28 protein-coding genes are annotated in these 24,287 nt (G+C 72.0%); 13 read left to right on the top strand and 15 right to left on the bottom strand.

Annotated elements, in window-relative coordinates; translation table 11 throughout:
* Positions 1 to 13: 13 nt before the first annotated feature.
* From GKS42_RS18920 to GKS42_RS18930, 3 genes are read right to left on the bottom strand one after another with little or no spacing between them, the layout of a single operon-like run.
* On the bottom strand, positions 14 to 1,003 hold the full coding sequence (locus tag GKS42_RS18920; protein WP_154795235.1) for a Gfo/Idh/MocA family protein: 990 nt from the start codon (positions 1,001 to 1,003) through the stop codon (positions 14 to 16).
* Positions 1,003 to 2,103, bottom strand: coding sequence for a DegT/DnrJ/EryC1/StrS family aminotransferase (locus GKS42_RS18925; protein WP_154795236.1), 1,101 nt, complete (start codon positions 2,101 to 2,103; stop codon positions 1,003 to 1,005). The genes GKS42_RS18920 and GKS42_RS18925 overlap by 1 nt, the downstream gene beginning before the upstream one ends.
* Entirely contained in the window at positions 2,100 to 2,717 is a 618-nt protein-coding gene (locus GKS42_RS18930; protein ID WP_154795237.1) for an acyltransferase, read from the bottom strand. The genes GKS42_RS18925 and GKS42_RS18930 overlap by 4 nt, the downstream gene beginning before the upstream one ends.
* Positions 2,718 to 2,848: 131 nt before the next feature.
* Between GKS42_RS18930 and GKS42_RS18935 the strand changes: the two genes are divergently transcribed.
* From GKS42_RS18935 to GKS42_RS18970, 8 genes are all read left to right on the top strand, one after another.
* Positions 2,849 to 3,523: a glycosyltransferase family 2 protein gene (locus GKS42_RS18935; RefSeq protein WP_154795238.1), complete on the top strand. Its 675-nt coding sequence runs from the start codon at positions 2,849 to 2,851 to the stop codon at positions 3,521 to 3,523.
* Between the two features lie 13 nt (positions 3,524 to 3,536).
* The gene (locus tag GKS42_RS18940) at positions 3,537 to 3,959 is read left to right on the top strand and encodes a DUF2304 domain-containing protein (protein ID WP_232847744.1); all 423 of its coding nucleotides are present in this window, start codon (positions 3,537 to 3,539) and stop codon (positions 3,957 to 3,959) included.
* Between the two features lie 4 nt (positions 3,960 to 3,963).
* Positions 3,964 to 5,937: a DUF6541 family protein gene (locus GKS42_RS18945; protein WP_154795239.1), complete on the top strand. Its 1,974-nt coding sequence runs from the start codon at positions 3,964 to 3,966 to the stop codon at positions 5,935 to 5,937.
* Positions 5,938 to 6,026: 89 nt separating this feature from the next.
* A complete protein-coding gene (locus GKS42_RS18950) occupies positions 6,027 to 7,232 on the top strand; it encodes an LCP family protein (protein WP_154795240.1) in 1,206 nt (401 codons plus the stop codon).
* A gap of 84 nt (positions 7,233 to 7,316) precedes the next feature.
* Positions 7,317 to 8,681: an LCP family protein gene (locus GKS42_RS18955; protein ID WP_168217898.1), complete on the top strand. Its 1,365-nt coding sequence runs from the start codon at positions 7,317 to 7,319 to the stop codon at positions 8,679 to 8,681.
* The gene (locus GKS42_RS18960) at positions 8,678 to 10,135 is read left to right on the top strand and encodes an LCP family protein (RefSeq protein WP_232847745.1); all 1,458 of its coding nucleotides are present in this window, start codon (positions 8,678 to 8,680) and stop codon (positions 10,133 to 10,135) included. The genes GKS42_RS18955 and GKS42_RS18960 overlap by 4 nt, the downstream gene beginning before the upstream one ends.
* A 50-nt stretch (positions 10,136 to 10,185) precedes the next feature.
* Positions 10,186 to 10,605 (top strand): CoA-binding protein, encoded by a 420-nt coding sequence (locus GKS42_RS18965; protein ID WP_154795242.1) that lies wholly within the window; start codon positions 10,186 to 10,188, stop codon positions 10,603 to 10,605.
* Positions 10,606 to 10,747: 142 nt separating this feature from the next.
* On the top strand, positions 10,748 to 11,194 hold the full coding sequence (locus tag GKS42_RS18970; protein ID WP_154795243.1) for a hypothetical protein: 447 nt from the start codon (positions 10,748 to 10,750) through the stop codon (positions 11,192 to 11,194).
* 5 nt (positions 11,195 to 11,199) lie between these two features.
* Here the strand turns inward: GKS42_RS18970 and GKS42_RS18975 are convergent, their stop codons facing one another.
* From GKS42_RS18975 to GKS42_RS18985, 3 genes are read right to left on the bottom strand one after another with little or no spacing between them, the layout of a single operon-like run.
* Complete coding sequence (locus tag GKS42_RS18975; protein ID WP_154795244.1) at positions 11,200 to 11,910, bottom strand: DUF1361 domain-containing protein; 711 nt, start codon at positions 11,908 to 11,910, stop codon at positions 11,200 to 11,202.
* A gap of 33 nt (positions 11,911 to 11,943) precedes the next feature.
* Positions 11,944 to 12,468 carry a 5-(carboxyamino)imidazole ribonucleotide mutase gene (purE, locus tag GKS42_RS18980; protein ID WP_154795245.1) on the bottom strand — a complete coding sequence of 175 codons (525 nt, stop codon included), beginning with the start codon at positions 12,466 to 12,468 and terminating at the stop codon, positions 11,944 to 11,946.
* Positions 12,465 to 13,598 carry a 5-(carboxyamino)imidazole ribonucleotide synthase gene (locus tag GKS42_RS18985; protein ID WP_154795246.1) on the bottom strand — a complete coding sequence of 378 codons (1,134 nt, stop codon included), beginning with the start codon at positions 13,596 to 13,598 and terminating at the stop codon, positions 12,465 to 12,467. The genes purE and GKS42_RS18985 overlap by 4 nt, the downstream gene beginning before the upstream one ends.
* Before the next feature lie 34 nt (positions 13,599 to 13,632).
* Here GKS42_RS18985 and GKS42_RS18990 point away from each other — a divergent pair, with 34 nt between their 5' ends.
* Complete coding sequence (locus GKS42_RS18990) at positions 13,633 to 14,202, top strand: GtrA family protein (protein ID WP_232847746.1); 570 nt, start codon at positions 13,633 to 13,635, stop codon at positions 14,200 to 14,202.
* Positions 14,203 to 14,326: 124 nt separating this feature from the next.
* Here GKS42_RS18990 and GKS42_RS18995 read toward each other — a convergent pair whose 3' ends face one another.
* The 4 genes from GKS42_RS18995 to GKS42_RS19010 all read right to left on the bottom strand — a co-directional run bounded on the left by GKS42_RS18995 (position 14,327) and on the right by GKS42_RS19010 (position 18,233).
* On the bottom strand, positions 14,327 to 15,595 hold the full coding sequence (locus GKS42_RS18995; protein WP_354002671.1) for an ATP-binding protein: 1,269 nt from the start codon (positions 15,593 to 15,595) through the stop codon (positions 14,327 to 14,329).
* A gap of 70 nt (positions 15,596 to 15,665) precedes the next feature.
* Positions 15,666 to 16,349, bottom strand: a complete 684-nt coding sequence (locus GKS42_RS19000) for a response regulator transcription factor (RefSeq protein WP_154795249.1) — start codon at positions 16,347 to 16,349, stop codon at positions 15,666 to 15,668.
* A gap of 34 nt (positions 16,350 to 16,383) precedes the next feature.
* The gene (locus GKS42_RS19005) at positions 16,384 to 17,421 is read right to left on the bottom strand and encodes an adenylate/guanylate cyclase domain-containing protein (RefSeq protein ID WP_154795250.1); all 1,038 of its coding nucleotides are present in this window, start codon (positions 17,419 to 17,421) and stop codon (positions 16,384 to 16,386) included.
* 17 nt (positions 17,422 to 17,438) lie between these two features.
* Positions 17,439 to 18,233, bottom strand: coding sequence for a biotin--[acetyl-CoA-carboxylase] ligase (locus GKS42_RS19010; RefSeq protein ID WP_154795251.1), 795 nt, complete (start codon positions 18,231 to 18,233; stop codon positions 17,439 to 17,441).
* A gap of 192 nt (positions 18,234 to 18,425) precedes the next feature.
* Here GKS42_RS19010 and GKS42_RS19015 point away from each other — a divergent pair, with 192 nt between their 5' ends.
* The 4 genes from GKS42_RS19015 to GKS42_RS19030 all read left to right on the top strand — a co-directional run bounded on the left by GKS42_RS19015 (position 18,426) and on the right by GKS42_RS19030 (position 21,429).
* A complete protein-coding gene (locus tag GKS42_RS19015; RefSeq protein WP_154795252.1) occupies positions 18,426 to 18,941 on the top strand; it encodes a hypothetical protein in 516 nt (171 codons plus the stop codon).
* A gap of 39 nt (positions 18,942 to 18,980) precedes the next feature.
* Positions 18,981 to 19,460: a DUF421 domain-containing protein gene (locus GKS42_RS19020; RefSeq protein WP_154795253.1), complete on the top strand. Its 480-nt coding sequence runs from the start codon at positions 18,981 to 18,983 to the stop codon at positions 19,458 to 19,460.
* 107 nt (positions 19,461 to 19,567) lie between these two features.
* Positions 19,568 to 21,163 carry an acyl-CoA carboxylase subunit beta gene (locus GKS42_RS19025; RefSeq protein WP_154795254.1) on the top strand — a complete coding sequence of 532 codons (1,596 nt, stop codon included), beginning with the start codon at positions 19,568 to 19,570 and terminating at the stop codon, positions 21,161 to 21,163.
* Positions 21,160 to 21,429 carry an acyl-CoA carboxylase subunit epsilon gene (locus GKS42_RS19030; RefSeq protein ID WP_154795255.1) on the top strand — a complete coding sequence of 90 codons (270 nt, stop codon included), beginning with the start codon at positions 21,160 to 21,162 and terminating at the stop codon, positions 21,427 to 21,429. Before GKS42_RS19025 ends, GKS42_RS19030 begins: the two co-directional genes overlap by 4 nt.
* A gap of 25 nt (positions 21,430 to 21,454) precedes the next feature.
* Here GKS42_RS19030 and GKS42_RS19035 read toward each other — a convergent pair whose 3' ends face one another.
* The 5 genes from GKS42_RS19035 to GKS42_RS19055 are packed head-to-tail and all read right to left on the bottom strand — an operon-like array spanning position 21,455 to position 24,232.
* Positions 21,455 to 22,306 (bottom strand): hypothetical protein, encoded by an 852-nt coding sequence (locus GKS42_RS19035; protein WP_154795256.1) that lies wholly within the window; start codon positions 22,304 to 22,306, stop codon positions 21,455 to 21,457.
* Positions 22,303 to 22,698 (bottom strand): YbaB/EbfC family nucleoid-associated protein, encoded by a 396-nt coding sequence (locus GKS42_RS19040; RefSeq protein WP_154795257.1) that lies wholly within the window; start codon positions 22,696 to 22,698, stop codon positions 22,303 to 22,305. The genes GKS42_RS19035 and GKS42_RS19040 overlap by 4 nt, the downstream gene beginning before the upstream one ends.
* Positions 22,698 to 23,552 carry a WXG100 family type VII secretion target gene (locus tag GKS42_RS19045; RefSeq protein ID WP_154795258.1) on the bottom strand — a complete coding sequence of 285 codons (855 nt, stop codon included), beginning with the start codon at positions 23,550 to 23,552 and terminating at the stop codon, positions 22,698 to 22,700. Before GKS42_RS19045 ends, GKS42_RS19040 begins: the two co-directional genes overlap by 1 nt.
* Complete coding sequence (locus GKS42_RS19050; protein ID WP_154795259.1) at positions 23,549 to 23,866, bottom strand: type VII secretion target; 318 nt, start codon at positions 23,864 to 23,866, stop codon at positions 23,549 to 23,551. The genes GKS42_RS19045 and GKS42_RS19050 overlap by 4 nt, the downstream gene beginning before the upstream one ends.
* Positions 23,867 to 23,869: 3 nt before the next feature.
* Positions 23,870 to 24,232 (bottom strand): YbaB/EbfC family nucleoid-associated protein, encoded by a 363-nt coding sequence (locus tag GKS42_RS19055; protein WP_154795260.1) that lies wholly within the window; start codon positions 24,230 to 24,232, stop codon positions 23,870 to 23,872.
* Positions 24,233 to 24,287: the final 55 nt, after the last annotated feature.

A 24,287-nucleotide genomic window follows, 5' to 3' on the forward strand; every position in this document is an offset into this window, starting at 1 on the left:
GTCCTCCACCGGCTCAGCCGAGGGTCACGGTCCGGCCGGTGCGGGCCGATTCGAGGGCGGCCTCCGCGACCGCGACGGTCGCCAGTCCCTGCCTCATGGTGACGATGTCCGCCGGCTTGCCGAGGATCGCGTCGCGGAACGCCTCGTGCTCGGTCCGCAGAGGCTCCGGCTTGTCGATCGCGTACCGGATCACGTCACCCTCGGACACCCCACGGAACTGGGCCACATCGGCCCAGCGCGTCGGGATGTTCCCGTTCGCGTGGAAGGTGAGGTCGGCCAGCAGCGTGTCGGCCACGAACGTCCCCTTGTCCCCGGTGACGACGGTCAGCCGTTCCTTCATCGGCGAGAGCCAGTTCACCAGGTGGTTCGTCACGGTCCCGTCCGCCAGCAGCCCTGTGATCGCGACCAGGTCCTCGTGCTCGCGGCCGCTCTTGAACGCCGTCCGCGCCGCCACCGACGTGTACGCCTGCTGCGCCACCCAGGCCGTCAGGTCGATGTCGTGGGTGCCGAGGTCCTTGACCACGCCGACGTCGGCGATCCGGGCCGGGAACGGCCCCTGCCGTCGGGTCGCGATCTGATAGACGTCGCCCAGCTCGCCCGCCTCGAGGCGCGCACGCAGCGACTGCAGCGCCGGGTTGTACCGCTCGATGTGCCCGACCGCACCCACCAGGCCCGCACCCTCGAACGCGTCTGCCAGCGCCCGGGCACCCTCGGTGTCCTTGGCGAGCGGCTTCTCGATCAGCGCGTGCACGCCGGCCCCGGCCAGCGCCAGGCCGGCCTCGGTGTGGAACTGCGTGGGCACCGCCACCATCGCGTAGTCGATGCCGGCGTCGATCAGCGCTTGGACGTCAGGCAGGACCGGCAGTGCACCGGCGACATTGTGCGGGTCGCCGCCCGGATCGGCGACGGCCACCAGGTCGACGCCGTCGAGGGAACGCAGCACCCGGGCGTGGTGCCGGCCCATCATGCCGAGGCCGATGAGGCCAGCGCGCAGGTTCGCCATCACGCGCCCGCCTTCGCGACGGTGTTCACAGCGGTGACGATCCGGTCCAGGTCCTGCCGGGAGAGCGAGGGGTGCACCGGGAGCGAGATGACCTCGCGCGCCGCCCTCTCCGTCTCCGGCAGGTCGAGGCCGGGGGCGTAGCCCCGGAGGGACTCGAGGCGGTGGTTCGGGATCGGGTAGTAGACGCCGCAGCCGACGGCGTGCTCCTCGCGCAGCGCGGTGGCGAACGCGTCCCGGTCACCGGGCACCCGGATCGTGTACTGGTGGTAGACGTGCGTGGCACCCTCGGCCACGGCCGGGGTCAGCACGCCCTCGAGGTTCTCGTCCAGGAACGCGGCATTGGCCTGGCGCGCCCTCGTCCAGCCGCCGACCTTCGTCAGCTGCACCCGTCCGATGGCGGCGTGGATGTCCGTCATCCGGGCGTTGAACCCGATGACCTCGTTCGCGTACTGCTTCTGCATGCCCTGGTTGCGCAGCAGCCGGACGTTGCGGGCGATCTCGTCCGTGGCGCACGAGACCATGCCGCCCTCGCCGGAGGTCATGTTCTTCGTCGGGTACAGGGAGAACATCCCGAAGTCGCCGAACGAGCCGACCGGGGCTCCGTTCAGGGTGGCGCCGTGGGCCTGCGCGGCGTCCTCGAAGAGGCGCAGGCCGCGGGAGTCGGCGATCGCGCGCAGCTCGGTCATCGCGGCCGGGTGGCCGTACAGGTGGACCGGCATGATGCCCTTGGTCCGCTCGGTGATCGCGGCCCGGACGCCGGCCGGGTCGAGATTGAAGTACGTGCCCTCGATGTCGGCGAACACGGGGGTGGCCCCGGTGAGCGCCACCGAGTTCCCGGTTGCGGCGAAGGTGAACGAGGGCACGATGACCTCGTCGCCCGGCCCGACCCCGGCGGCCAGCAGACCCAGGTGCAGGCCGGACGTGCCGGAGTTGACGGCCACGCAGGTGCGACCGGCGACGAGCTCGGCCGCGAACTCCGCCTCGAAGGCGGCCACCTCGGGGCCCTGCGCGATCATGCCGCTGCGCAGCACACGGTCCACCGCGGCCCGTTCCTCGTCGCCGATGATCGGTCGTGCGGCAGGGATCAGGTCTTCGGTCACGGGGTCTCCTCAGCATCGTGGTCACGTTCGAGGGCCAGCCCACCGTCGGTCTCGACATAGGTCTCACCCGAACTCGGGCAGCGCCAGTGGCCGCCACCCTCGTCCTCCAGCGGCACCCCGGCACGGCCGACCCATCTCAGCCACCGGGCCGGGACGCCGGCCACCAGGGCGAAGTCCGGCACGTCCCTGGTCACGACGGCGCCCGCGGCCACGGTGGCCCATCGGCCAACCGTCACCGGGGCGATGCACACCGCGCGCGCACCCACCGAGCTCCCCTGCCGCAGCGTGACTCCGACGGCCTCCCAGTCCGCACCGGTCTTCAGGGACCCGTCGGGGTTCACGGCGCGCGGGAACTCGTCATTGGTGAGCACCGCGGCCGGGCCGACGAAGACGCCGTCCTCGAGCACGGCCGGCTCGTAGACGAGCGCGTAGTTCTGGAGCTTGCAGTTGTTGCCGAGGCTCACCCCCGGGCCGACGTACGCGCCGCGCCCGACGACGCAGCCGGTGCCCAGCACGGCGCCCTCGCGAACCTGCGCGAGGTGCCACACGGACGTGCCCTCCCCCAGGAACGCACGCGGGTCGACGTCGGCGGTGTCGCTGATGCGCACTCCCATGCCCGGCTCCTCGCGCTCTCGTCGTCGCCGCGGCCCTGCGCCGCTGGAGGCAGGTTATCGCCCCGTCACCACGGTTGGATCCTCCTCACGCCGTGGCACGCTGCCCCAGCCGGCACTGCCACAATGTGCGCATGACCACGAACGACGACGCCTGGCTCGTGGTGCCGTTGTACAACGAGGCCACCGTGATCGGCGACGTGATCAGGGCGGCCCTGCCCACGTTCGCCAACATCGTCTGTGTGGACGACGGCTCCACGGACTCCTCCGCGGCCGCGGCCCGCGCGGCCGGCGCGCTCGTGGTCCATCACGCCACGAACCTCGGCCAGGGTGCCGCCCTGCAGACCGGCATCGCCTACGTGGTCACGCAGACCGACGCCTCCTATCTGGTCACCTTCGACGCGGATGGCCAGCACCAGGTCTCCGACGCCGAGGCGATGGTGGCGATGGCCCGCGAGGAGGACCTCGCGATCGTGTTCGGCTCCCGGTTCCTCGACGATCGCACGAAGGCCGGCCTCCTGAAGAAGGTCATCCTCAAGACGGCCGTGTGGGTGACGAACCAGAGCACCGGGCTGCGCCTGACCGACGCCCACAACGGCCTGCGGGTGATCCGCCGGGACGCGGCCGCGCGGGTGAACCTCGTCCAGAACCGGATGGCGCACGCCAGCGAGATCGTGCTGCAACTGGGCCGGACGAGGCTGCCCTGGCGCGAGTACCCCGTGCACGTGCTGTACACGGAATACTCCAAGGGCAAGGGCCAGTCGGTGCTGAACTCGGTCAACATCCTCGTCGACCTGGTCTTCAAGTGAGGAGGTGGGCGCCATGGAGAAGATCTGGATCCAGCTGATCCTGCTCGTCGGCATCGCCGCGGTCGCGGTGACCCTCACCCGATCCACGGCGGACGCCCGGCATCAGGCGGTCCGGCGGGTGCTGCTCGTCGGCTTCGTGCTGGCCACTGCCGCGGCGATCATCTACCCGTCGTTCCTGAGCCAGCTGGCCCGGCTGGTCGGGGTCGGCCGGGGCACCGACCTCGTGCTCTACGCCCTCGTCATCGCGTTCCTGTCCTATGTGGCCACGATGTACCGGCGGATGAAGCTGATGGACCGGCAGATCACGGCGCTGACCCGCGAGATCGCCCTCGCCGAGGTCCGCCTCGAACAGGCCGGCTACCCGACCAACCGGCCGCCCGCCAAGGAAGCAGGGTCGGCGCCCGCCGAGACCGACCCCTCCGAGCGGCGGCCCTGAGCGCGTGCCCACCACCAACGCACTCCTCGCGCTGGCAGTGTTCGGATTCGGGATCCTGCTGCTGTACGCGCCCGGCGTCCTCACCCTGCGCCTGGTCGGGCTGCGTGGCCTTGCCCTGGCCGCCCTCGCGCCCCCGGTCACGATCGCGGCCCTGTCCCTGACGGCGATCCTGACCCGGTTCGCCGGCAAGGAGTGGGGCTTGGTCCCGGCCGCGATCGGCCTCGCCGCCACCTTCGGCGCAGCCCTGGTGCTGCGTGCGCTCGGCGTCGTGCTCACCCCCGAGCCGGTGCCCGCCGCTCGGCGGTTCCAGACCATCCTGGTCGTCTGCCTGGCGGCCGGCCTGGTCCTCGCGGTGGTGCCGGTGGCCGTCGGCGCGGGCGGGGTGGACTCGCTGCTGCAGCGGTGGGACGCCGTCTATCACCTGAGCGCGCTGCGGCTCATCGACGAGTCCGGGTCGGCGTCGTCGCTGACCGTCGGCGCCCTCTCCTACGGGACCGGCCAGGCGCATCTCTACCCCGCCGGGTGGCACGCCTTCGCCTCCCTGCTGCCGCTGTCCAGCCCGACGGCGGTGCTGAACCTGGCGGGGACTCTCACCGCTGGTCCGGCGTGGGTGTTGGGCTGCGCGGCGCTGGCGCGCCGCGTGTGGCCGCAACTGCCGCCGGCGCCGGCGTTGGCGGGGCTCGCCGCCGGGCTGATCACGGCCACCCCGATGAGCCTGTGGGTCGGGTGGGGGCACCTGCCGAACGCGGCCGCGCTGGCCATGACCCCGGGTGTGCTCGCGTTCGGGATCGGGGTACTGGAGCGCGCCGGAGCTTCGGCCACGGCGCGTCTCGGCGCCGGCGACGGTCCGGCCGGTCCGCCAAGTGCCGCCGGCGGCTGGCAGCAGCACGCGGCCGGCGTGGTGGTCCTCGCGGCCTGCGCCGTCGGCCTGGGGCTGACCCACCCGAACGCCTTCCTCGCACTCGCGGTCCTGGCGCTGCCGGTGGCCGTGGTCGTCGTGGCGCGGATCTCCCGGTTGGCCTGGGCCGCCGGCCGGCGCCCGTTCGCCGTCGGGCTGCCCGTGGTGGTGGCGGTGCTCGTCGTGGGTGGCGCGGTCGCGTTCGTGAACTCGCCGCTGGCCGGTGCGGTGACAGGCTACGTGGGTGACGAGCCCGACGGCGCGGGCGCCGCCGTCGGGGCCGTCCTGGTGGGCTGGTACGAGCTGTGGCCGCACGTGGTGACCGCGGCGGTGGTGATCGCGGCACCCTACGGCGCGGTGCTCGCGTGGCGTCGCGGCGCCCCGTGGGCGGCGGGCTCGCTCGCCGTGGTGTGGCTGCTGTACGTCGACGCGGCCATGGGCGGACCGACCGGGATCTCCTCACTCTGGTACACCAGCCCGGCGCGCCTGAGCGTGGTCACGGCGATGGTGACCGTGGTGCTGGCCGTCGGCGCCCTCGTGCGTGCGGGCGCGGCGGCTGCCCGCCGATGGCCGGCCGGACGCGGCCGGGCCGTCGCGGCCGCTGCCCTCGTCGTGCTGCTCGCCGTGGCCATGGTCGCCTCGTCCGTCTACAAGGCCGAGCGCACCGCGAAGCTGTACGACCCGGCCGCCACCGGCGCGCCCCGGTTCGTGACCGCCGCCGAGCTCCAGATGCTCGCCGACCTGGACCTGGAGCCGGGTGGGGCCGTGCTCGGCAGCCCGTTCTCCGGTGCCCCGCTGCTGTACGGGCTGCGCGGGGTGCCGGTGGTGTTCCCGATCGCCGGGCAGGTGTGGTCCCCGGCCCAGCAGACGCTCATGGACGGCCTCGACGACCTCTCCGACCCGGAGGTCTGCGCGGCGATGCAGGAGCTCGGCGTGCGGTACCTGTACCAGGACTCCCGCCCCTATCAGGCGTCGGGCGACTACCGGGCGCTGGACGACCTCGAGGTGCCCGGCGCGGAGGTGGTCGCGGAGGCGGACACCGCCCGGATCCTGCGACTGCCGGACTGCAACGACATGTGACCCAGGTCTCCGGCCTGCACAAAACCTCCCCCGGAACGGCGCGGCCGGTCCGCCGGTCCGGCGCCGGGAATCCGTACGATCGTTGATCGATGCCAACCACCGAGAACTCCCCGCGCCCTGCTCACGGCCGACGCCGCGCGCCGCGCCACAGCCGCCGCCTGCAGCGGACCCACGTCCTTCGTGGTGTGCTGCTCACGCTCATCGGCGTGGTCGCGTTCACCGGCACCGGAGCGGCCCTGGCCTACAACTCGCTGCAGCGCAACATCGACCAGCACGACCTCGACGAGATCCTCGGCGAGGACCGCGAGAGCCCGACGGCGGCGGAGCCGGGTGACCCGGCCGAGGGCCAGGCGTACAATCTGCTGGTGCTCGGCTCGGACACCCGCACGGGCGACAACGCCGACTACGGAGAGGCGGAGGGGCAGCGCTCCGACACCACGCTCGTGGTACACATCTCCGCGGACCGGTCCCGGGTGGACGTGGTCTCCATCCCGCGTGACATGATCGTGGATGTCCCGAGCTGCCCGCTCCCGGACGGCTCCGAGTCCGCTGCCGCCGACGACGCCCGCTTCAACTCCGCGTTCGCCTACGGCGGTCAGACCGGTGACACCGCGTACGCCGCCGCGTGCGCGATCCTGACCGTGGAGGAGATGACCGGCCTGTTCATCGACGACTTCGTCGTGGTGGACATGGAGGGCTTCAAGGACATGGTGGACGCCATCGGTGGCGTCGACATGTGCTTCGAGGAGGACATCGTCTCCCCGGAGGCCGGCCTGGACCTGACCGCCGGGTGCCACACCCTCGACGGCGAGACGGCGCTCGCCGTGGCCCGGGCTCGCAAGGGCGTCGACGACGGCAGCGACATCAGCCGGATCGGCCGCCAGCAGGAACTCCTGACAGCCATGGTCGAGCAGGTGATGGCGAAGAACCTGCTCACCGACTCCAGCGGCCTGTTCCAGTTCCTGCAGGCCGCCACCGCGTCGCTGAGCACCAGTGACGGCATCGGCAACATCACCTCGATGGCCGGCCTCGCGTACTCGCTGAACGGCGTCGGCATCGACAACTTCACGTTCGCCACCGTGCCGTTCGACTGGTCCGGGAACGTGGTGCTGCAGAACGCCGACTCCGAGGCGCTCTGGGAGTCGGTGGTGGCCGACCAGCCGCTGGTGCTGCCGCCCGACCCCGAGGCGACCGACGGCACCGAGACCGACGGCACCGAGACCGACGGCACCGAGACCGACGGTGCCACCGGGAACGGGGTCGACGACGGCGAGCCCGACCCCGGTCAGGGCTGACCGTACGTCCATCCCGGAGCACCGGATCGGGACCCGCGAGTTCCGGCACGCCCACCGCGCCCTCCCGATGAGACGATGGAAGCGATGAATCGGCAGACCAGCAGGCCTCGCGCCCGGCACGCCGCGCCACCGGATCGGCGCCGCACCGACCTCGGCCCTGCCCGGAGCCCGGCCGGCGCCCGGACCGCGGCCCGTGCCGGCGGGACCGAGCACCACGACCTCGCCGGGGTGCGCCATGCCCGCAGGCGCCGGCGGCCGCGCCGGCACATCGCGCCCCTGGCCGGCCTCGCAGTGGCGCTGTTCGCCGTCAGCGGCGCGGGCCTGGCGTATCAGGACCTGGACCGCAACATCGGTGGGACGGACATCGAGCCGCTGCTGGGCACCGACCGACCGGAACCGGCACCCCCGGTCGACGGCTCGGCCGGCACCGCCGTCAATCTGCTCCTGATCGGCTCGGACGACCGGTCCGGGGAGAACACGGCGATCGGTGGCCCGAACGTCGAGTCCGGGATCCGTTCGGACACCGTGATCGTCGCGCACATCTCCGCGGACCGGTCCCGGGTGGAGCTGATCTCGATCCCTCGGGACTCCTGGGTGGACATCCCCTCCTGTGACCTTCCCGATGGTTCGACGACCGCGCCGACCACCGGGAAGTTCAACAAGGCCTTCCACCAGGGTGGGCAGACCGGCGACGTCGGCTACGCCGCCGCCTGCACGATCCGGACCATCGAGTCCCTCACCGACGTCCGCATCGACGGCTTCATCGCCGTGGACTTCGGCGGGTTCGTGGACATGGTCGACGCCATCGGCGGCGTCCCGATGTGCATCCCCGAGGACATGGACGACCCGTACGCCCAGCTCGAGCTCAGCGCCGGCGAGCAGGTGCTCAACGGGACGCAGGCGCTCGGGTACGCCCGCGCACGCAAGACGATCGGCGACGGCAGCGACATCGGGCGGATCGCCCGGCAACAGGCCCTGCTTGGTGCCACGGTCCGCCAGGTCCTGAACCAGAACGTGCTGACCGACGCACCGCGGTTGTACGGGTTCCTCGACGCGGCGACGGCGTCCCTGACCACCAGCTCGAACTACGCGTCCATCTCCGCCATGTCCGGACTCGCGTACTCGCTGCGTGACCTGGGCAGCGAGGACATCGCGTTCGTGACCGTGCCGAACGTGGACCGCGGTGACGGGGCGAACGTGCTCTGGACCGACGCGGCCGACGAGATGTGGGCAGCGATCGCCGCCGACCAACCGCTGACCGTCACGGGAGCCGACGACGACACCGCCGACGCCGGTGGCGCCCCCGAGCCGGCCGACCCGCCCGCCAACGGCGCGGCGACGGATCCGACCGAACCTGCGACCGACGCCGCGTCCTCCCCGGCGGCGGCCGACCCCGGCCCTACCCTCGATGGAACCACCGCCGACGACGGGAGTACCCAGTGCGGGTGAGCCGAGACGAGCCGTTCGACAACGAACGCGAGCCCGAGCCGGCCTCCGTCGACCCGTTCGCCGACGCGCCGAGGCGCCCCGCCCCGGGCCGCAAGCCGGCCCGCGGGTCGAGCCGGGCCCGTACCGGCGGTTCGGCGCAGGCCGTGCCTGCGACCGGCGGACCGGAGCGCACGAGCGCACGGTCCACAGCTACGTCGGCCCCCGAGCGCACCGTCCGCCGCACGCCGTCGGGCGCCGCGAGGCCGGCCGCCGTGCGGCCGGCCGTCAAAGCCCCCGCCGAGGAGGCCGGCGCGCCGCCGAGCTTCGCGCCCGGCTCCGGCGAGCGCACGGACCGGGCCCGCGGCACCGGGCCTCGCCCGGCCGCGAACGCGACCCGCGTGATGCCGGCGCAGGGCGAGCAGGCCACGCCCCCGGCGCGTCGTCCGCAGCGCCCGGCCGGCGACCAACCCCGTCGCCCGCCGGGCAGCACCCGTCCTCCGGACGGACCGACGGCCCGGACGGAGCCCAGGGCCCGCAGGCCGAGACGGCGTGGCCGCCGCATCGCGGCCCTGCTCGCGGTCCTGCTCATCCTCGTGCTGGCCTGGCCCGTCGGCCTGCTGGTCTGGGCGAACGGGAAGATCCAGCACACCGACGCCCTCGGTTCCAGCACCCTGACCACCGCCGGCACCACCTACCTCCTGGCCGGCTCGGACTCCCGCGCCGACGGTCAGGTCGCGGACGCGACCGAAGGTCAGCGCGCCGACACGATGATCCTGATCACGGTGCCGCCGAGCGGCGCGACCTCGATGATCTCGCTCCCGCGGGACACCTACGTCGAGATCCCCGGCTACGGCGCGAACAAGCTCAATGCGGCATTCTCCTTCGGCGGCCCGGAACTGCTGGTCGCCACCGTGGAGGGCCTGACCGGCATCGAGGTCGACCACTACGTGGAGATCGGGATGGGCGGGGTCGCGAACATCGTGGACGCCGTCGGCGGCGTCGAGCTGTGCCTCGACTACGACGTGAGCGACGCGGACAGCGGCCTGGAGTGGACCGCCGGCTGCCACGTCGTCGACGGCGCGACCGCGCTCGCGTTCGCCCGGATGCGCAAGGCGGACCCGCTCGGCGACATCGGCCGGACCCAGCGCCAACAGCAGGTGATCCAGGCCGTGACCTCCGCCGTCGCACAGCCCTCGCTGGTGTTCCAGCCCGGCGAACAGGTGCGCCTGGCCGACGAGGGCCTCGCCGCCCTAGTCGTGGACGAGGACACCGGCATCATCGACATGGCCCGGATGGCGCTCGCGTTCCGGGCGGCGACCGGCCCCGACGGCGTCCGCGGCGCGCCGCCGATCTCCGACCTCGCATACCGGCCGGGCGGGATCGGCGAGGCCGTCCTGCTCGACCCGGACCGGGTGGACGCGTTCTTCACCGCGGTCGCCGACGGCACGGTCACCACGGCGGACCTGAACCAATAGCGAGCCGGACCGGCGCGCCGGGACGCACGCACTGTGGTTCGCTGGTCGCCATGACGCACGTGAACGATCCCGCCGTCGTGCGGCGGTTGCTGACCACTCCCGGCCGCTGGGCGGTCGTCGGACTGTCCTCCAACACCACGCGCGCCGCATACGGCGTCGCCCGCTATCTCCAGCAGAACCTCGGGCAGCAGATCGTGCCCGTGCACCCGAAGGCGGAGACCGTTCACGGCGAGCGCGGCTACGCCACGCTCGCGGAGGTACCGGGCGACCTCGACGTCGTCGACGTGTTCGTGAATGCCACGCTCGCCGGTGAGGTGGTGGACCAGGCCATCGCCCGCGGGGCCAAGGCGGTCTGGCTGCAGCTGGACGTCATCGACCAGGCCGCGGCGCATCGTGCCGCCGAGGTCGGGCTGGACGTCGTGATGGACACCTGCCCGGCGATCGAGGGTCCGCTGCTCGGGTTGGGCTGACGGCCTGATCTGCCAGCACTGCACGAGGTCTCGACCAGACCCTGGTGGTCCGGGACTCCAGCGCACCACCACCGGCCTGACCGGATCCTCCGCGGCGGGCCGGGTGTGCGTCCCGCAGCAGGCACCTCGCTATCGTGGAGCCATGTCCCACACCACACCCCGGTCCCGGATCGCCGCCCTGCTGCTCGCACTGCTCGCGGCGGTCGGAACCGGCGTGCTCAGCGGCTGCGACGCGATCTCGGGTGCCGCCGGGGACGCCGTCGAGCGTGCCATCGAGGAGGCCGTTGACGGCCTCGACCTCAGCGACGGCCTTCCCGAGGGCTTCCCCGCGGAGGTCGCCGTGGTCGAGGGCCCGACCCGCGGCGCCGCCAGCACCGACGCCGACGGCGTGACCACCTGGGTGGCCCTGGTGACGGCGGCCGAGTCCGGCACGATCGCGCGCAGCACGCTGGAGGACGCGGGCTTCGAGGTCGACAACGTGGTCACCCACGACGCCGGGCTCATCGCCCAGCTCAGCTCGGACGCCTACGACGTGAAGCTGATCGCCTCGGACACCCGGGTCGTCTACGTGGTGACGCCGGTCGCCTGATCGCGTCAGCCTCGCGCGAGTTCGAGCAGGACCAAGCCCTCGATGACGGGCCCCGCGACCGCGAGGTACATCAGCCCCAGGAACAGCGTGTACAGCACGACGAACGCCGCGCTGCTGCGCAGCCGGCCGGGCTCGCGCAGGTGCGTGGCCACCTTGCGCACCAGTGACGGCGGGTGCCGCACGTCCCAGCTGTTGAGCCGCACGTACCGCCCGAGGTACATCCCGAACGAGACCGCGAGCAGGATCGCCACCACGATCAGCCTTGGCGCGGCGGCCTGCAGTGGCGCCGCCACGTCCCCGTAGACGAGCAGCACGAACAGCAGCTGGGCCAGGAACACGTTGAGCACCGTGTTCAGCACCCCGGACATGGCGAGCGTGATCACCTGCACCACGTCGAACCACATCGGCACGCTCTCCTGCTCGCGTCGGTGGGACATGTTCAGCTCGGTGATGAGGTAGCCGGCGTTCGGCAGCAGGAGCAGCCAGACCACTCCGAGGATCACACCGACGGTCAGCGCGAGCCAGACCTGCGCCAGCGCCAGGACCGGCACCACGAACACGAGCACGCCCATCAGCAGCACCGGTGCGACCGAGAGCATCACGTTCCACAGCATCGGCGTGTAGAGCCGCGCCCGGAACATCGGGCCGCGCAGGAGGATCAGGGCGAGCGCGAACGCGTTCATGCCCGCGACCCCGATGAGCAGGCTGGTCAGCACGGGCGCCCTGTTCCTCTGACCGGGCCGGCCGGCTCAGGCCCCGAATCCGGTGCGCTGCGTGCGCGAGGCGCGCAGCCGCGCACCCTTGTCCAGGGCGGCCTGACGCAACCCCTCCTGGAAGGTGACCATCTTCTCGCGGAGCGCGGCGGCGCCGTCGTCGGCGCCCGCGGCGAGGATCCGGACGGCGAGCAGCCCGGCGTTGCGGGCCCCGCCGACGGACACGGTCGCCACCGGCACGCCGGCCGGCATCTGCACGATGGACAGCAGCGAGTCCATCCCGTCCAGGTGCTTGAGCGGCACCGGCACCCCGATCACGGGCAACGGCGTGACGGAGGCGAGCATGCCCGGCAGGTGGGCCGCTCCCCCGGCGCCGGCGATGATCACGCCGACCCCGCGCCCGGCGGCCTCCTGGCCGAACGCGATCATGTCCTGCGGCATCCGGTGCGCGGAGATCACGTCCACCTCGGGTTCGAGGCCGAACTCCGCGAGCGCGTCGGCGGCGTCCTTCATCACGGGCCAGTCCGAATCGGAGCCCATCACCACGGCGACGGTGTTCATGCGGGGGTCCCTCCCAGGATCGTGGTTGCGGCGCGGGCCCGACGGCGGACCTCGGCCAGGTCCGTGCCGGTCACCGTCACGTGGCCCAGTTTGCGGCCCGGGCGGACCGACTTGCCGTAGAGGTGGACCTTGGCGTCCGGGAAGGCAGCCATCAGGTCCGGGTAGGCCGAGGCCGGGTCCGCGAGTTCGGAGCCGAGCAGGTTCACCATGACCGACCACGGCGCGGTGGCGCTGGTGTCCCCGAGGGGCAGGTCGAGCACGGCCCGCAGGTGCTGCTCGAACTGGCTGGTCACGGAGCCGTCGAGGCTGAAGTGGCCGCTGTTGTGCGGGCGCATCGCGAGCTCGTTGACGAGCAGCACGCCGTCGGCGGCCTCGAACATCTCGACGGCGAGTACCCCGGTCACGTCCAGGCCGTCGGCGATCGTGCGGGCGATGTCCAGCGCATCCTCGGCCACGTGCACGGGCAGATCCGGTGCCGGGGCGATCACCTCGGCGCACACCCCGTTCGCCTGGACGGTCTCGACCACCGGCCAGGCGGCCACCTGCCCGCTCGGCCGCCGCGCGACGAGCGCGGCCAGCTCCCGGCGGAAGGCGACGCGCTCCTCGACGAGGATCTGCCCGTGGTCGGAGTCGAACCAGTGCGCGGCCTCGGCGGCGTCGTGCACCACCAGCACGCCCTTGCCGTCGTAGCCGCCGACCGGGACCTTCGCGATCACGGGCCAGCCGACGCGGTCTCCGAACGCGGTCAGCTCCTCCGGCGTGGCCACCGCCGCCCACCGCGGGCACGGCACCCCGAGCTCGGTGAGCCGGGTGCGCATCACGATCTTGTCCTGGGCGTGCCGGAGCGCACCGGGGCCGGGCTGGACGTTCACGCCGTCGGCGATCAGGCGGGTGAGGAGGTCCTGCGGCACGTGCTCGTGCTCGAACGTCAGCACGTCGGCGCCCGCGGCGACCGCGGCGACCGCCTCGAGGTCCCCCGCCGCGCCCACCGGAGCGTCCGGGATGACCTGCGCCGCCGCGCCGTCGGCCGCCTCGACGAGCGCGCGCAGATGGATCTGCAGCGCCCCGGCCGGCTCGGCCATCATGCGTGCCAACTGCCCGCCCCCGACGACGGCTACCACTGGTCCCATGGGGGTCCAGCGTAATGGCGGGTATCCTCGACTCGTGACCCCGTCCCCATCCGTGGCTCCGAACGAGACGCCCCGAGCCGTGCCGATGTGGCGCGACCGGGCTCGTCTGTGGGCCTGGTTCACGGAGATGATGCGGTTCGGGACCGTCGGGCTGGTCGCCTTCGTGGTCGACACCGGGCTGTTCAACCTGCTCCGGTTCGGCCCCGGCGAGCTGCTCGGGCACAAGCCCCTGACGGCGAAGGTCATCTCCGTCACGGTCGCGGTGCTGGTCGCGTGGCTGGGCAACCGGTACTGGACGTTCGCCGCCAAGCGCAGCCGCGAGACCGCCGCGGCGCGCAGCCGCGAGCTCATGCAGTTCGCCCTCGTGAACGTGGCCGGGATGGCCATCGGCGTCGGCTGCCTGGCCGTCTCGCACTACTTGCTCGGCTTCACCTCGCCGCTCGCGGACAACATCTCCGCGAACGGGGTCGGCCTCGTGCTCGGCACGATCTTCCGGTACCTCGCCTACCGGTACTGGGTGTTCACGAGCGTGACGGACACGGGCGCTCCGGAGGCCCCCGTGGACGCGCGCACCGGGTCCGCGCAAGCCGACCTCCCGCGCTGACACGGACCCTCACCCGTGAGCCAGAACCTCCCACGCCGAGACAGAGGTTCACGTCTGAGACAGAGGGGTACAACGTTCTGACTCGGGCATGACCTTCTGTCTCGCCGGCCGCGGATACCGGGCGTCAGCGCCGGCGGCGCCGGCGGCCGACCACCACGAGCGCGCCAGGCGGCAGCACGACGTCCGGGTCGAGCCGCGGCGGCACCGCGTTCAGGAAGATCGCGAAGATCGGCGGGCGCCGCTGGGCGAGCTCGAGCCGGCCGCCGTCGGCGGTGACGAGCGTGCGGGCCAGCCCGAGCCCGAGGCCGGTGCCCTTGCCGGAGGTGACGTGCCGGTCGAAGATCTTCGGCGCCAACTCGTCGCTGACCCCCGGGCCGTCGTCGGCCACCTCGATCACCACCCCGGTCTCGGAGCCGTCCCGGGTCGGGCGGACCCGGACCTCGGTGGTGCCGGCACCGTACTTGAGCGAGTTCTCCAGCAGGGTCGAGAGCACCTGGGCGAGCGCGCCCGGGGTGGCGAGCACGGCAGCCGCGCCCGGGTCGCCGAACGTGAGCGGGCGCCTGGCCCGCTTGAAGGTCGGCCCCCACTCCTCCTGCTGTTGGGCGAAGACGTCGGCGACGTGCAGGGCCTCGGTGGTGCCGCCGTCGGCCTTGCGGGCGGACTTGAGCAGGTCGTCCACGACGTGAACCAAGCGCTCCACCTGGTCGAGCGAGATCCGCGCCTCCTCCCGCACCTCCTCGTCCTCGGAGAGCATCTGGATCTCCTCGAGGCGCATCGAGAGCGCGGTGAGCGGCGTCCGCAACTGGTGACTGACGTTCGCGGCGAACTGGCGCTCGGCGGCGATCCGGCCGGCGAGCCGGTCGCTGGTGCGGCTGAGCTCGGCGGCGACCAGGTCGATCTCCTCGACGCCGGACGTCTCCATCCGGGGGCGCACCTGCCCGGACCCGATCTGCTCGGCGGAGGCGGCCAGGTAGATCAGCGGAGCGGCGAGCCGGCGGGCCGACCACACCGCCACGAGCGCGGCCACGCCGAACGCGATCACGGAGGCGGCGAGCACCAGCATCACCACCTGAGCGCCGCGCCAGAACAACGAAGAGGCGGCGATCGCGATCTCCACCTGAGCGCCCGAGGGGGTGTTCTGCGAGACCGAGTACGTGTTGCCGTCGATCTCCGGGCCGGCGCTGAAGACGGTACCGTCCACGTCCGTGACCGTGATCCGCACGGCCGGGATCCCGGATTCGTCGTCCACGACGACCCAGCGCTCCAGCATCTCGTCGTCGAGCGGGGTCTCGAACGCGATCCGGGTCTCCACCGCACGCGAGACCGACTGGGTCCGCAGCCTCATATTCTGGTCGATGCTCTCTCGGACCATCAGGACCCCGAAGATCGACATCGGGACACCGAGGAGGAGCACCGCGACGGTGACCGCCGCGATGGTCGCGGTCAGGACACGTCTTCGCAGGTCAGTGCTCCCCGTTCTCGAATCGGAAGCCCATGCCCCGCACGGTGGAGATGTACCGGGGGGCGTTGGCGTCGTCGCCGAGCTTGCGGCGCAGCCAGGACACGTGCATGTCCAGGGTCTTCGTGGAACCGGTCGGGTCCGAGGCCCAGACCTCGCGCATCAGCGAGTCCCGGGAGACCACCGCGCCGGCCTCCCGCACGAGCACCCGGAGCAGCTCGAACTCCTTGGCCGTCAGCTGGAGCTCCCGCTCGCCCTGGAAGGCCCGGTGCGCGGCGATGTCGACCCGGACGTCCTGGGAGGCGATCTCGTCCTCCTCGCCGCCCTCGCTCCCGGCCCGGCGCAGCAGCGCCCGCACCCGGGCGAGCAGCTCGGCCAGCCGGAACGGCTTGGTCACGTAGTCGTCGGCACCGGCATCGAGGCCCACCACCAGGTCGACCTCGTCGGCGCGCGCGGTGAGCACCAGGATCGGTGTCGTCAGACCCTGGTTGCGGACCCACCGGGCCACGTCGAGTCCGTCCATGTCGGGCAGGCCGAGGTCGAGGACGAACAGGTCGGCCTGGGCCGCCTCGTCGATCGCTCCGCGTCCGGTGCCGTGCACGGAGACCGTGTAGCCCTCGCGAGTCAGAGCCCTCGCCAACGGCTCGGCAATGGCCGGGTCATCTTCTGCTAATAGAACTCGGGTCACTCGCCCATGCTAATGCCACGAACTGGCGAAGCGCTCATTGTGCCTCCTCGGATGTGGCGTGCCGTGCCAGCCGGACCGGCCTGACCTCACCCAGCCCGTGCACGTCCACGGGCTGCAACTCCTCGAACGAGAACATCGACGCGCCGTCCATGCCCTCCAACAGCGCGGCGCTGACGTCATCCATCAGGATCGAGGCGGGCCCGGCGAGGTCGCTGAGCCGGGAGGCGAGGTTCACGACCGGGCCGAACACGTCCCCGGACCGGGACAGCACCCGACCCCACACCACCGAGCCCCGGATCGGCAGGCCGCGCGCGTCCATCACGTCGATCAGGCCGGTCGCGACCATCGCGCCGGTCTCGAGGTCGTCGGCGACGAACAGCACGGCGTCCCCGATCGTCTTGACCACCCGCGCCCCGTGCGCCGCGATGACGTCGCGGGCCCCGGACTCGAACACCTGCATCAGCGACGAGAGCTCGGTGGGCGCGAGCCGGGCCGCGCGGGAGGTGTAGGAGATGATGTCGATGAAGCCGATCGCGCGCTCCAGTGGGAGCCGGTCGGTGGTGGCGGTGTCCTTGCTGAGGGCGACGTCCTTGTCCATCCGGGCCAGCAGCGCCGCGAGCTGACGGCGCCACACGTAGCCCAGCTGGTCGCGTAGCACCGGGCCGATCACCGCCAGCCGGTCGAGCACCACGAGGCGGGCACTGGTGTCGTCGAGGTGGTACCGGTGCCGGGCATCGGCGACGAGCGACTCGACCTGCCACAGCACCAGGCGGTCCATCGAGTGGCCCTGCGCCCGGACCAGGTCCTGCGCGGTGTCCAGGTTCACGGCGTCGGTGAGGACCAGGTTCACGATCGCCTTGAGACCGTCGACGTCCACCTGGGTGAAGTGCTTGACGCCCTCCGGCACGTCGGCGAATCCGAGGGAGCGCCAGTAGACCCGCAGCACCTGGGTGGGGATCCCGACGGCTGCCGCCATCTCCTCGACGTCCAGCGTCGGCGGACCGCCCAGCAGCCGTTCCTCCTGGTCGCGGATCGTCGATCGCTCCGCGCGCGGCTCGGTGGACTCAGTCACGACTCGAGGTTATCGCCTCACCCCAGGCGTACATGCGCGACGTCCCCGGCGTGCACGTGCCGCGCTCCGGCGTCGGTGCGCACCACGAGCGCGCCGTCGTCCGCGAGGCCGGTCGCCTCGCCGTGGATGGCCGGCCCGGTGGGCAGGTCCACGCGCACCTCGGCGCCGAGGCTGACCACGTGAGGCCCGACGGCGGAGCGTGGGTCCGCGGTGATCGCCGGGTCGGCGAGCACGCGCGCGAGCGACGCGACGATCCGCGCGGCGAGCGTCTGCGCGTCGGTCTCGATGCCGACCTCGGCGAGGGTCCCGGCCCAGGGCACCGGTAGCGACGCACCGGCGAGGTTCACACCGATGCCGAGCACCACGCCGGAGCCGTCCGGGAGTACCTCCGCGAGCAGCCCCCCGACCTTGCGGAGCCGGTGCCAGTCAGGCAGGTCCTGCCCGCCTCCCGTATGCACCAGGTCGTTCGGCCACTTCAGGGCGAGTCGGGCATCGGGCGGGCCGCCGGCCGCCGGCTCGCCGGCCACTGGCTCCGCCGCCGGCACCGCCCGCAGCACCGCGACACCGGCGAGCAGCGGCAGCCACGACCACTGCTCACGGGGCCGGTCCGGGCGCAGCACCACCGAGAACGTGAGCGCCGTGTGGGCATCGGTGTCCCAGCTCCGGCCGGTCCGGCCACGGCCGCCACGCTGGTGCCGGGCCAGGATCCCGGACAGGTGCGGCCAGGCGTCCGGCTCGGCCGTCGCGGCGCGGAGCAGGTCGGCGTTCGTGGAACCGGTCGACTCGACGACCATCAGTCGCGGTGCACTCATGCCTGCAGCCTGCCAGTCCGGGTGCTTGGACGCAGGGGCGGCCGATCCAGCACCGCGCGCGGCCCACTTGCTCGGCTCGCGGCGCCGACCGCGTACCTCGAGCCGTGACCGAGGACCCGCGGATGTGCGAGGTCATTGCGGCAGGTCCGATCTCACCGCGCGAGTGCGATCCGATGGTGCTAGACCCGATCCATGAGCGCACATTCGACGCTCGAGGACGTCCACCCGCTGGACGCAGGGCCCAGATCCGTGCTGATGCGCCGGATCGGCACGGCGGCACTGACGCTGGTCCTGCTCGCCGCACTGGGTGGGTTCCTCGGCGACCGCGAGTCGACCACGTCCGCACAGGCACGGGGCTACACGCTCACGGTGACCACCGCAGCGGCCGCGCGGCCGGGTCAGGACGTGCCGTGGCGCGTCCAGGTGCACAGTCCCGAGGGCTTCGGCCCGGAGCTCACCATCGCCGTGACGGCTGCCTACCTCGAGATCTACGAGACGCAGGGGTTCCACCCCGAGCCCGGCGCGACCACGCGGGACGGTGAGTGGCTCTACCTGACCTTCGATTCGCCGTCGGGCACGACATTCGTGCTCGACTACGACGCCTACATCCAGCCGAACGCGACCGTCGGCCGCAGCGGCGCGGTAGCGCTCGTCACCGGCGACGCCCGCGTCGCCGAGGTGCCGATCCGCACCGTCCTGTTCCCCTGAAGCCTCGTTCCGCTCTCTCACCCCAAGGAGCCGCCCGAGATGGACATCGTGATCCGCGCCGCCGTCGTCTTCCTGTTCCTGTGGTTCATCACCCGGGTGGTGGGTCGCTCGACGCTCGGCGAGTTGAGCTCGTTCCAGCTCATCGTGTTCATCACCATGGGCGACCTCGTACAGCAGGCCGTGACCCAGCAGGACTACTCGGTGACCGCAGCGGTGCTCGCCGTGGGGACATTCGCGATTCTCACGATCGCGATCTCCTGGGCGAACGCACGCTGGCGGCCGGCCGCACGCCTGACCCACGGGCTCCCCGTCGTGGTGTTCGCCGACGGTGAGCCAGCGCTGCCGGTGATGCGGCGGGAGCGACTCAGCCTCGACGACTTCATGGCCGCCGCGCGCGGCCAGGGCATCACGTCGTTCGCGCAGATCCGGCTCGCCGTTCTCGAGACGAACGGCCAGCTCTCGTTCATCACGACTCAGGGACCCGAGGCCGGCGCACCAGAGGAGCCGAAGCCAGGCTGAGGCCGTCCACCCGCGCCCGGCTTGTAGGAAAGCCACAACCAACCCGGCACCCGCCACGTCGACTCCCCGAACCGCATTGGCGAACTGCGACAACTACAGTGCCTGATGTGACTTCTTCCGACGCCCCCGATCTGACCACCACCGCCGGCAAGATCGCCGATCTCGACGCACGCAACGAGCAGGGACCGCGATCCCTGGCGGCAGTCGCGTCCGACAAGCAGGCGGCCCGGGGCAAACGGTCCGCGCGGGAACGCATCGAGGGCCTGCTCGACGAGGGCAGCTTCGTCGAGCTGGACGCCTTCGCGACCCACCGCTCCAGCAACTTCGGACTCGACAAGAAGAAGATCCCGGGCGACGGCGTCGTGGTCGGGTACGGCACCATCGACGGCCGGCAGGTGTGCATCTACTCCCAGGACTTCTCCGTCTTCGGCGGGTCCCTCGGCGAGGTGCACGGACAGAAGATCACGAAGGTGATGGACCTCGCCCTGCGCACCGGGGTACCGCTGATCGGGATCTCCGACGGCGGTGGCGCCCGGATCCAGGAGGGCGTCGCCGCGCTGACCCAGTTCGCCGAGATCTTCCGCCGCAACGTCGCGGCATCCGGGGTGATCCCACAGATCTCCCTGATCCTCGGCCCGAGTGCCGGCGGCGCCGTGTACTCCCCCGCGCTCACCGACTTCATCGTGATGGCGGACCAGACCTCGAACATGTTCATCACCGGCCCGGACGTGATCCGTGCGGTCACCGGCGAGGACGTCGGCTTCGAGGAGCTCGGCGGCGCACACACCCACAACGAGCGGTCCGGGGTGGCCCACTACCTCGCCGCCGACGAGGACGACGCCTACGACTACGTCAAGGCGCTGCTGCACTACCTGCCCGCGAACAACCTGACCGACCCCGAGACGTATCCGATCGAGGCGGACCTCGAGATCAGCGACGCCGACCTCGAGCTGGACACGCTGATCCCGGACTCGGACAACCAGCCCTACGACATGCGCACCGTCATCGAGCACGTGCTCGACGACGAGGAGTTCCTCGAGGTCCAGGCCCTCTACGCGCGCAACGTGATCATCGGGTTCGGGCACGTCGAGGGACACCCCGTCGGGATCGTGGCGAACCAGCCGCAGACCATGGCCGGCACGCTGGACATCAACGCCGCCGAGAAGGCCGCCCGGTTCGTGCGCACCTGCGACGCGTTCAACATCCCGGTCCTCACGTTCGTGGACGTGCCCGGGTTCCTGCCCGGCACCGACCAGGAATGGAACGGCATCATCCGCCGCGGCGCGAAGCTGATCTTCGCCTACGCCGAGGCCACCGTCCCGCTGATCACCGTGATCACCCGCAAGGCGTACGGCGGCGCGTACATCGTGATGGGGTCCAAGCAGCTCGGCGCGGACATCAACCTGGCCTGGCCGACGTCGCAGATCGCCGTCATGGGCGCCAGCGGCGCCGTGAACATCCTTCAGCGCGGCGCGCTGAAGAAGGTGGCCGAGAGCGGCGGCGACGTCGAGGCCGAACGCGCCCGGCTCGTCGCCGAGTACGAGGAGGCGATCGTGAACCCGTGGGACGCCGCGCAGCGCGGCTACGTCGACGCCGTCATCGAGCCGTCCCAGACCCGCACGCAGATCGTGCGCGGACTTCGGGCGCTGCGGACGAAACGGGCATCGCTGCCCGCCAAGAAGCACGGGAACATCCCGCTATGAGCACGCCGAACGGGAACGGGAACGGGAACGGCACCTACGCCGCCGTCGGCGAGGTGCCCGACGACGTGGTCCGGGTCATGCGCGGCGAGCCCGACGACGTCGAGCTGGCCGCCCTGGTCGCCGGGATCCTGGCCGCCCGCGCGGGTACACCGGACGACATCGACGACGGCACCCACACCTCGGTGTGGCACGACCCGGGTCATCGCCTCGGCCTACCGGTCCGACCCGGCCGCGCAGCCTGGCGGTGGAGTTCACACCGGGCCTGACCGAGCCAGTCCGGGTCGACGCCGCTCAGGCCCCGAACGCGGCGAGGAACGACTGCGCCAGGCCGATCCGGCGGGCCCGGTCGTCCGGCCCCGTGCCGTCCGGCGCGGAGACCACCACGCGGGTGCCGTCGGAGGCCACCGTCACCGGGGCGTCCACGTGCCCGACCAGCTCACCGAGCAGGAACGCCACCACGGGCGTGACCACCGGGAGGTCCGCCGGCGCCCCCATCAGGGTCACCTTCGCGGGTAGTCCCGGACCCGAGTGCAGCGTCATGCCCCGGCCACCGACGATGCCCGGGAACGGCTCCCAGCGATCGAACCCGCGATCGGCGTTCACCCCGGCCGCGAAGGCGGGCAGCGGCGCTCGGGCGGCCAGCACCACGAGCTCGCGCCTCGCCTGCCCGTAGGCGTTGACCCGGTGCAGCGGCTCCTCGCTGCGCCAGGACTCGACGTGCGCGTCGCGCCCGTCGACCCGGCCGGCCATCGCCCGACGCGGCCCCACCAGCCGGTGACCACGCGGAAGCGCGAGCGGCACGAGCAGTGGATCGACCGTCTCTGGCGTCTGCACACGCCAACCGTTCGCCTGCGCCCAGGCCGACCACTCGCCGTCGTACGCCTGCTCCTCCGCGGCGGCCCGTGTCTCGGCCACCCGGGCGTACAGCATGGCGCCGGCGCCGAACGCGACGAGCAGCAGCACCACGACGATGATCGTGGTCCAGGGCTGCCCGAGCCGGCCCAGCACGCCCGTGGCGGCCAGCAGCGCCAGGATCAGGACCGGTGCCACGACGGCGCCCAGCACGATCGGCAGACCGCGCCGGGTCCGGTCGTGCTGTGGGCGCCCCGAGGGCGTGGGCGCAGGGGCCTGGGGCCGGCTCATTCGGATGCGTCGTCGAAGACCCGCTGCGGCAGCCCGTTCCGGTACGTGCTCCGCAGCGATGCCCGCAGCTCCGGGGAGTCTGCGAGCTCGTCCTCGGCGATGTCCTCGACCTGGGCCGCGAGAGCACGCAGGGCGTCGTCGTGCGCCCGCATCAGGCCACGGTTCAGGGCCAGCGGCGAGGACCGGGTCGCGGCCTCGGTGAACTCGACGTCCTGGATCAGACCTGTCGAGTCGATCACGACCTTGACGTCGCGCTGCGGCGACCACGACTCGATCCGCACACCGCTCAGGCGCGCGTTGGCGCCCTGCATGGCGCCGGCCCGTGTGGTCGCGATCTCCGTGAGCGCCTTCAGCGTGTTCAGCGACTCCTCGTATCCGGCTTGCCAGGACATCAGTTCGTCGCTCCTTGGTAGCCGGCGTTGCCCAGCCCAGCGATGCCGGGGATGGCGTCGCCGAACTGCGGACCGCCAGGCAGGTTGAGGATCCCCTCGAGCTTCTTCAGCGACGGGACCAGTTCGGTGAGGGCGCCGTCGAGCTTCTGGACGAGCCCGGCGAACTTCTCGATGGCCTCGGTGACCTTCTCGATCCAGTCCGCGGCCTTGGTGCTCCACTTCGCGATCGCCGCCGAGGCCTGCGCCCCGATCCAGGCCAGGCCGATGCCGACCGTGGCCAGGCACTCGACCACCCAGGAGATGAGCTTGCCGACCAGGTCCGCGATCAGGTCCCGCACGATCGCGCGGACGGCGGCGACGATGCCGCTCGCGATGGCGAACCCGACGCTCAGCCCGGTCGCGACGCCCGCCATCGAGGAGATGGTGCCGCTGGTGACGTTCGCCACCTCCCGGTAGGTGTCGGCGGTCAGGCCGACCCACGGGGCCAGTGCGGCATCGACCGCGCCGTCGAAGTCCGCGGCGACCGTGGTGAGGTGACCCGAGATGTTCGACCACGTGTCAGCGATCGCCGTGACCTCGGCCGGGTCGCCGGCCAGGCTGTCGAGGAACTCCGGAAGCGGCGGCATGTAGTCGAGGAGGAAGCCGGCGACGCTCGAGACGAGCGTGGCGATCGGGTCGAGGACCGCATCCGCGAGGTCCGTGACGCCGCCGGCGAGACCGAACAGGGCACCCGCCCAGTTCCCGTTCTGGACCGACGTCACGGTCTGGTCGATCGGACCGACGATCTTGAGGCTCTTGTACCACTCGCTCAGCTCGGGCCGGTCGGTGACGACGGGCGCTACCAGCTCGCTCACAGCGACTCGATGAACTTCGTCAGGCGGCCGGCCGTGGCCTGGTCGACGGCGTCGTAGTTGTCTGCGATGGACGTCAGTGTGTTGCCGAGCCCGCCGACGACGGCCTGGCTCCCCGCGATCCCTACCAGCCCGAGACCCTGCACGGCGTTCGCGGGGAGCGTCAGGAAGCTGCACAGGATCCCGAACGCATGGGGCCCCATGGTCAACGCCTCCCCGGCCGCCGAGGTGGCGTCCCCGATCCGTGCGGCGATCCCGCTCACGTCCGCCGCGTGCGCACGCACCGCGTCCGTGTCGACCTCGAGGTCGAATCCCATCTCTCACAGCCTCCCGTTGATGATGTCGTCCAGCGCATCGATCGTGGAGGTGTCCGCCAGCATGCTCGGGTCCGGCCGGCGGGGCGTCACCCCACCGGTGAGGTCGCGGCGCGCGGCAGCCAGGGCGCTCAGCAGGTTCTCGCGCAGTTCCTCGGGGCTGAGATCGACGATCTGCGGTCCGAACTGCGCATCGACCAGCAAACCCTGGCGATCGACCGTCGCCTGCACGATGCCGTCGTCCGACTCACCGATCCCGCGGTCCGGGAGATCCTCGCCGGCGAGGGCCGTTGCCTTCGCCTGCGCATCCTCGAGCTGGGCCCGGATCCGGGCGCGGACCGCTTCGAGCAGGTCGGACTGTGACTCCACCGTACGAGGATGCATGACCGGGCGGGGCACCTCCAAACGGCCGCCATGGGGAGAA

It is taken from the genome of Occultella kanbiaonis (genome assembly GCF_009708215.1).
GTDB classification, from domain to species: Bacteria; Actinomycetota; Actinomycetes; order Actinomycetales; family Beutenbergiaceae; genus Occultella; species Occultella kanbiaonis.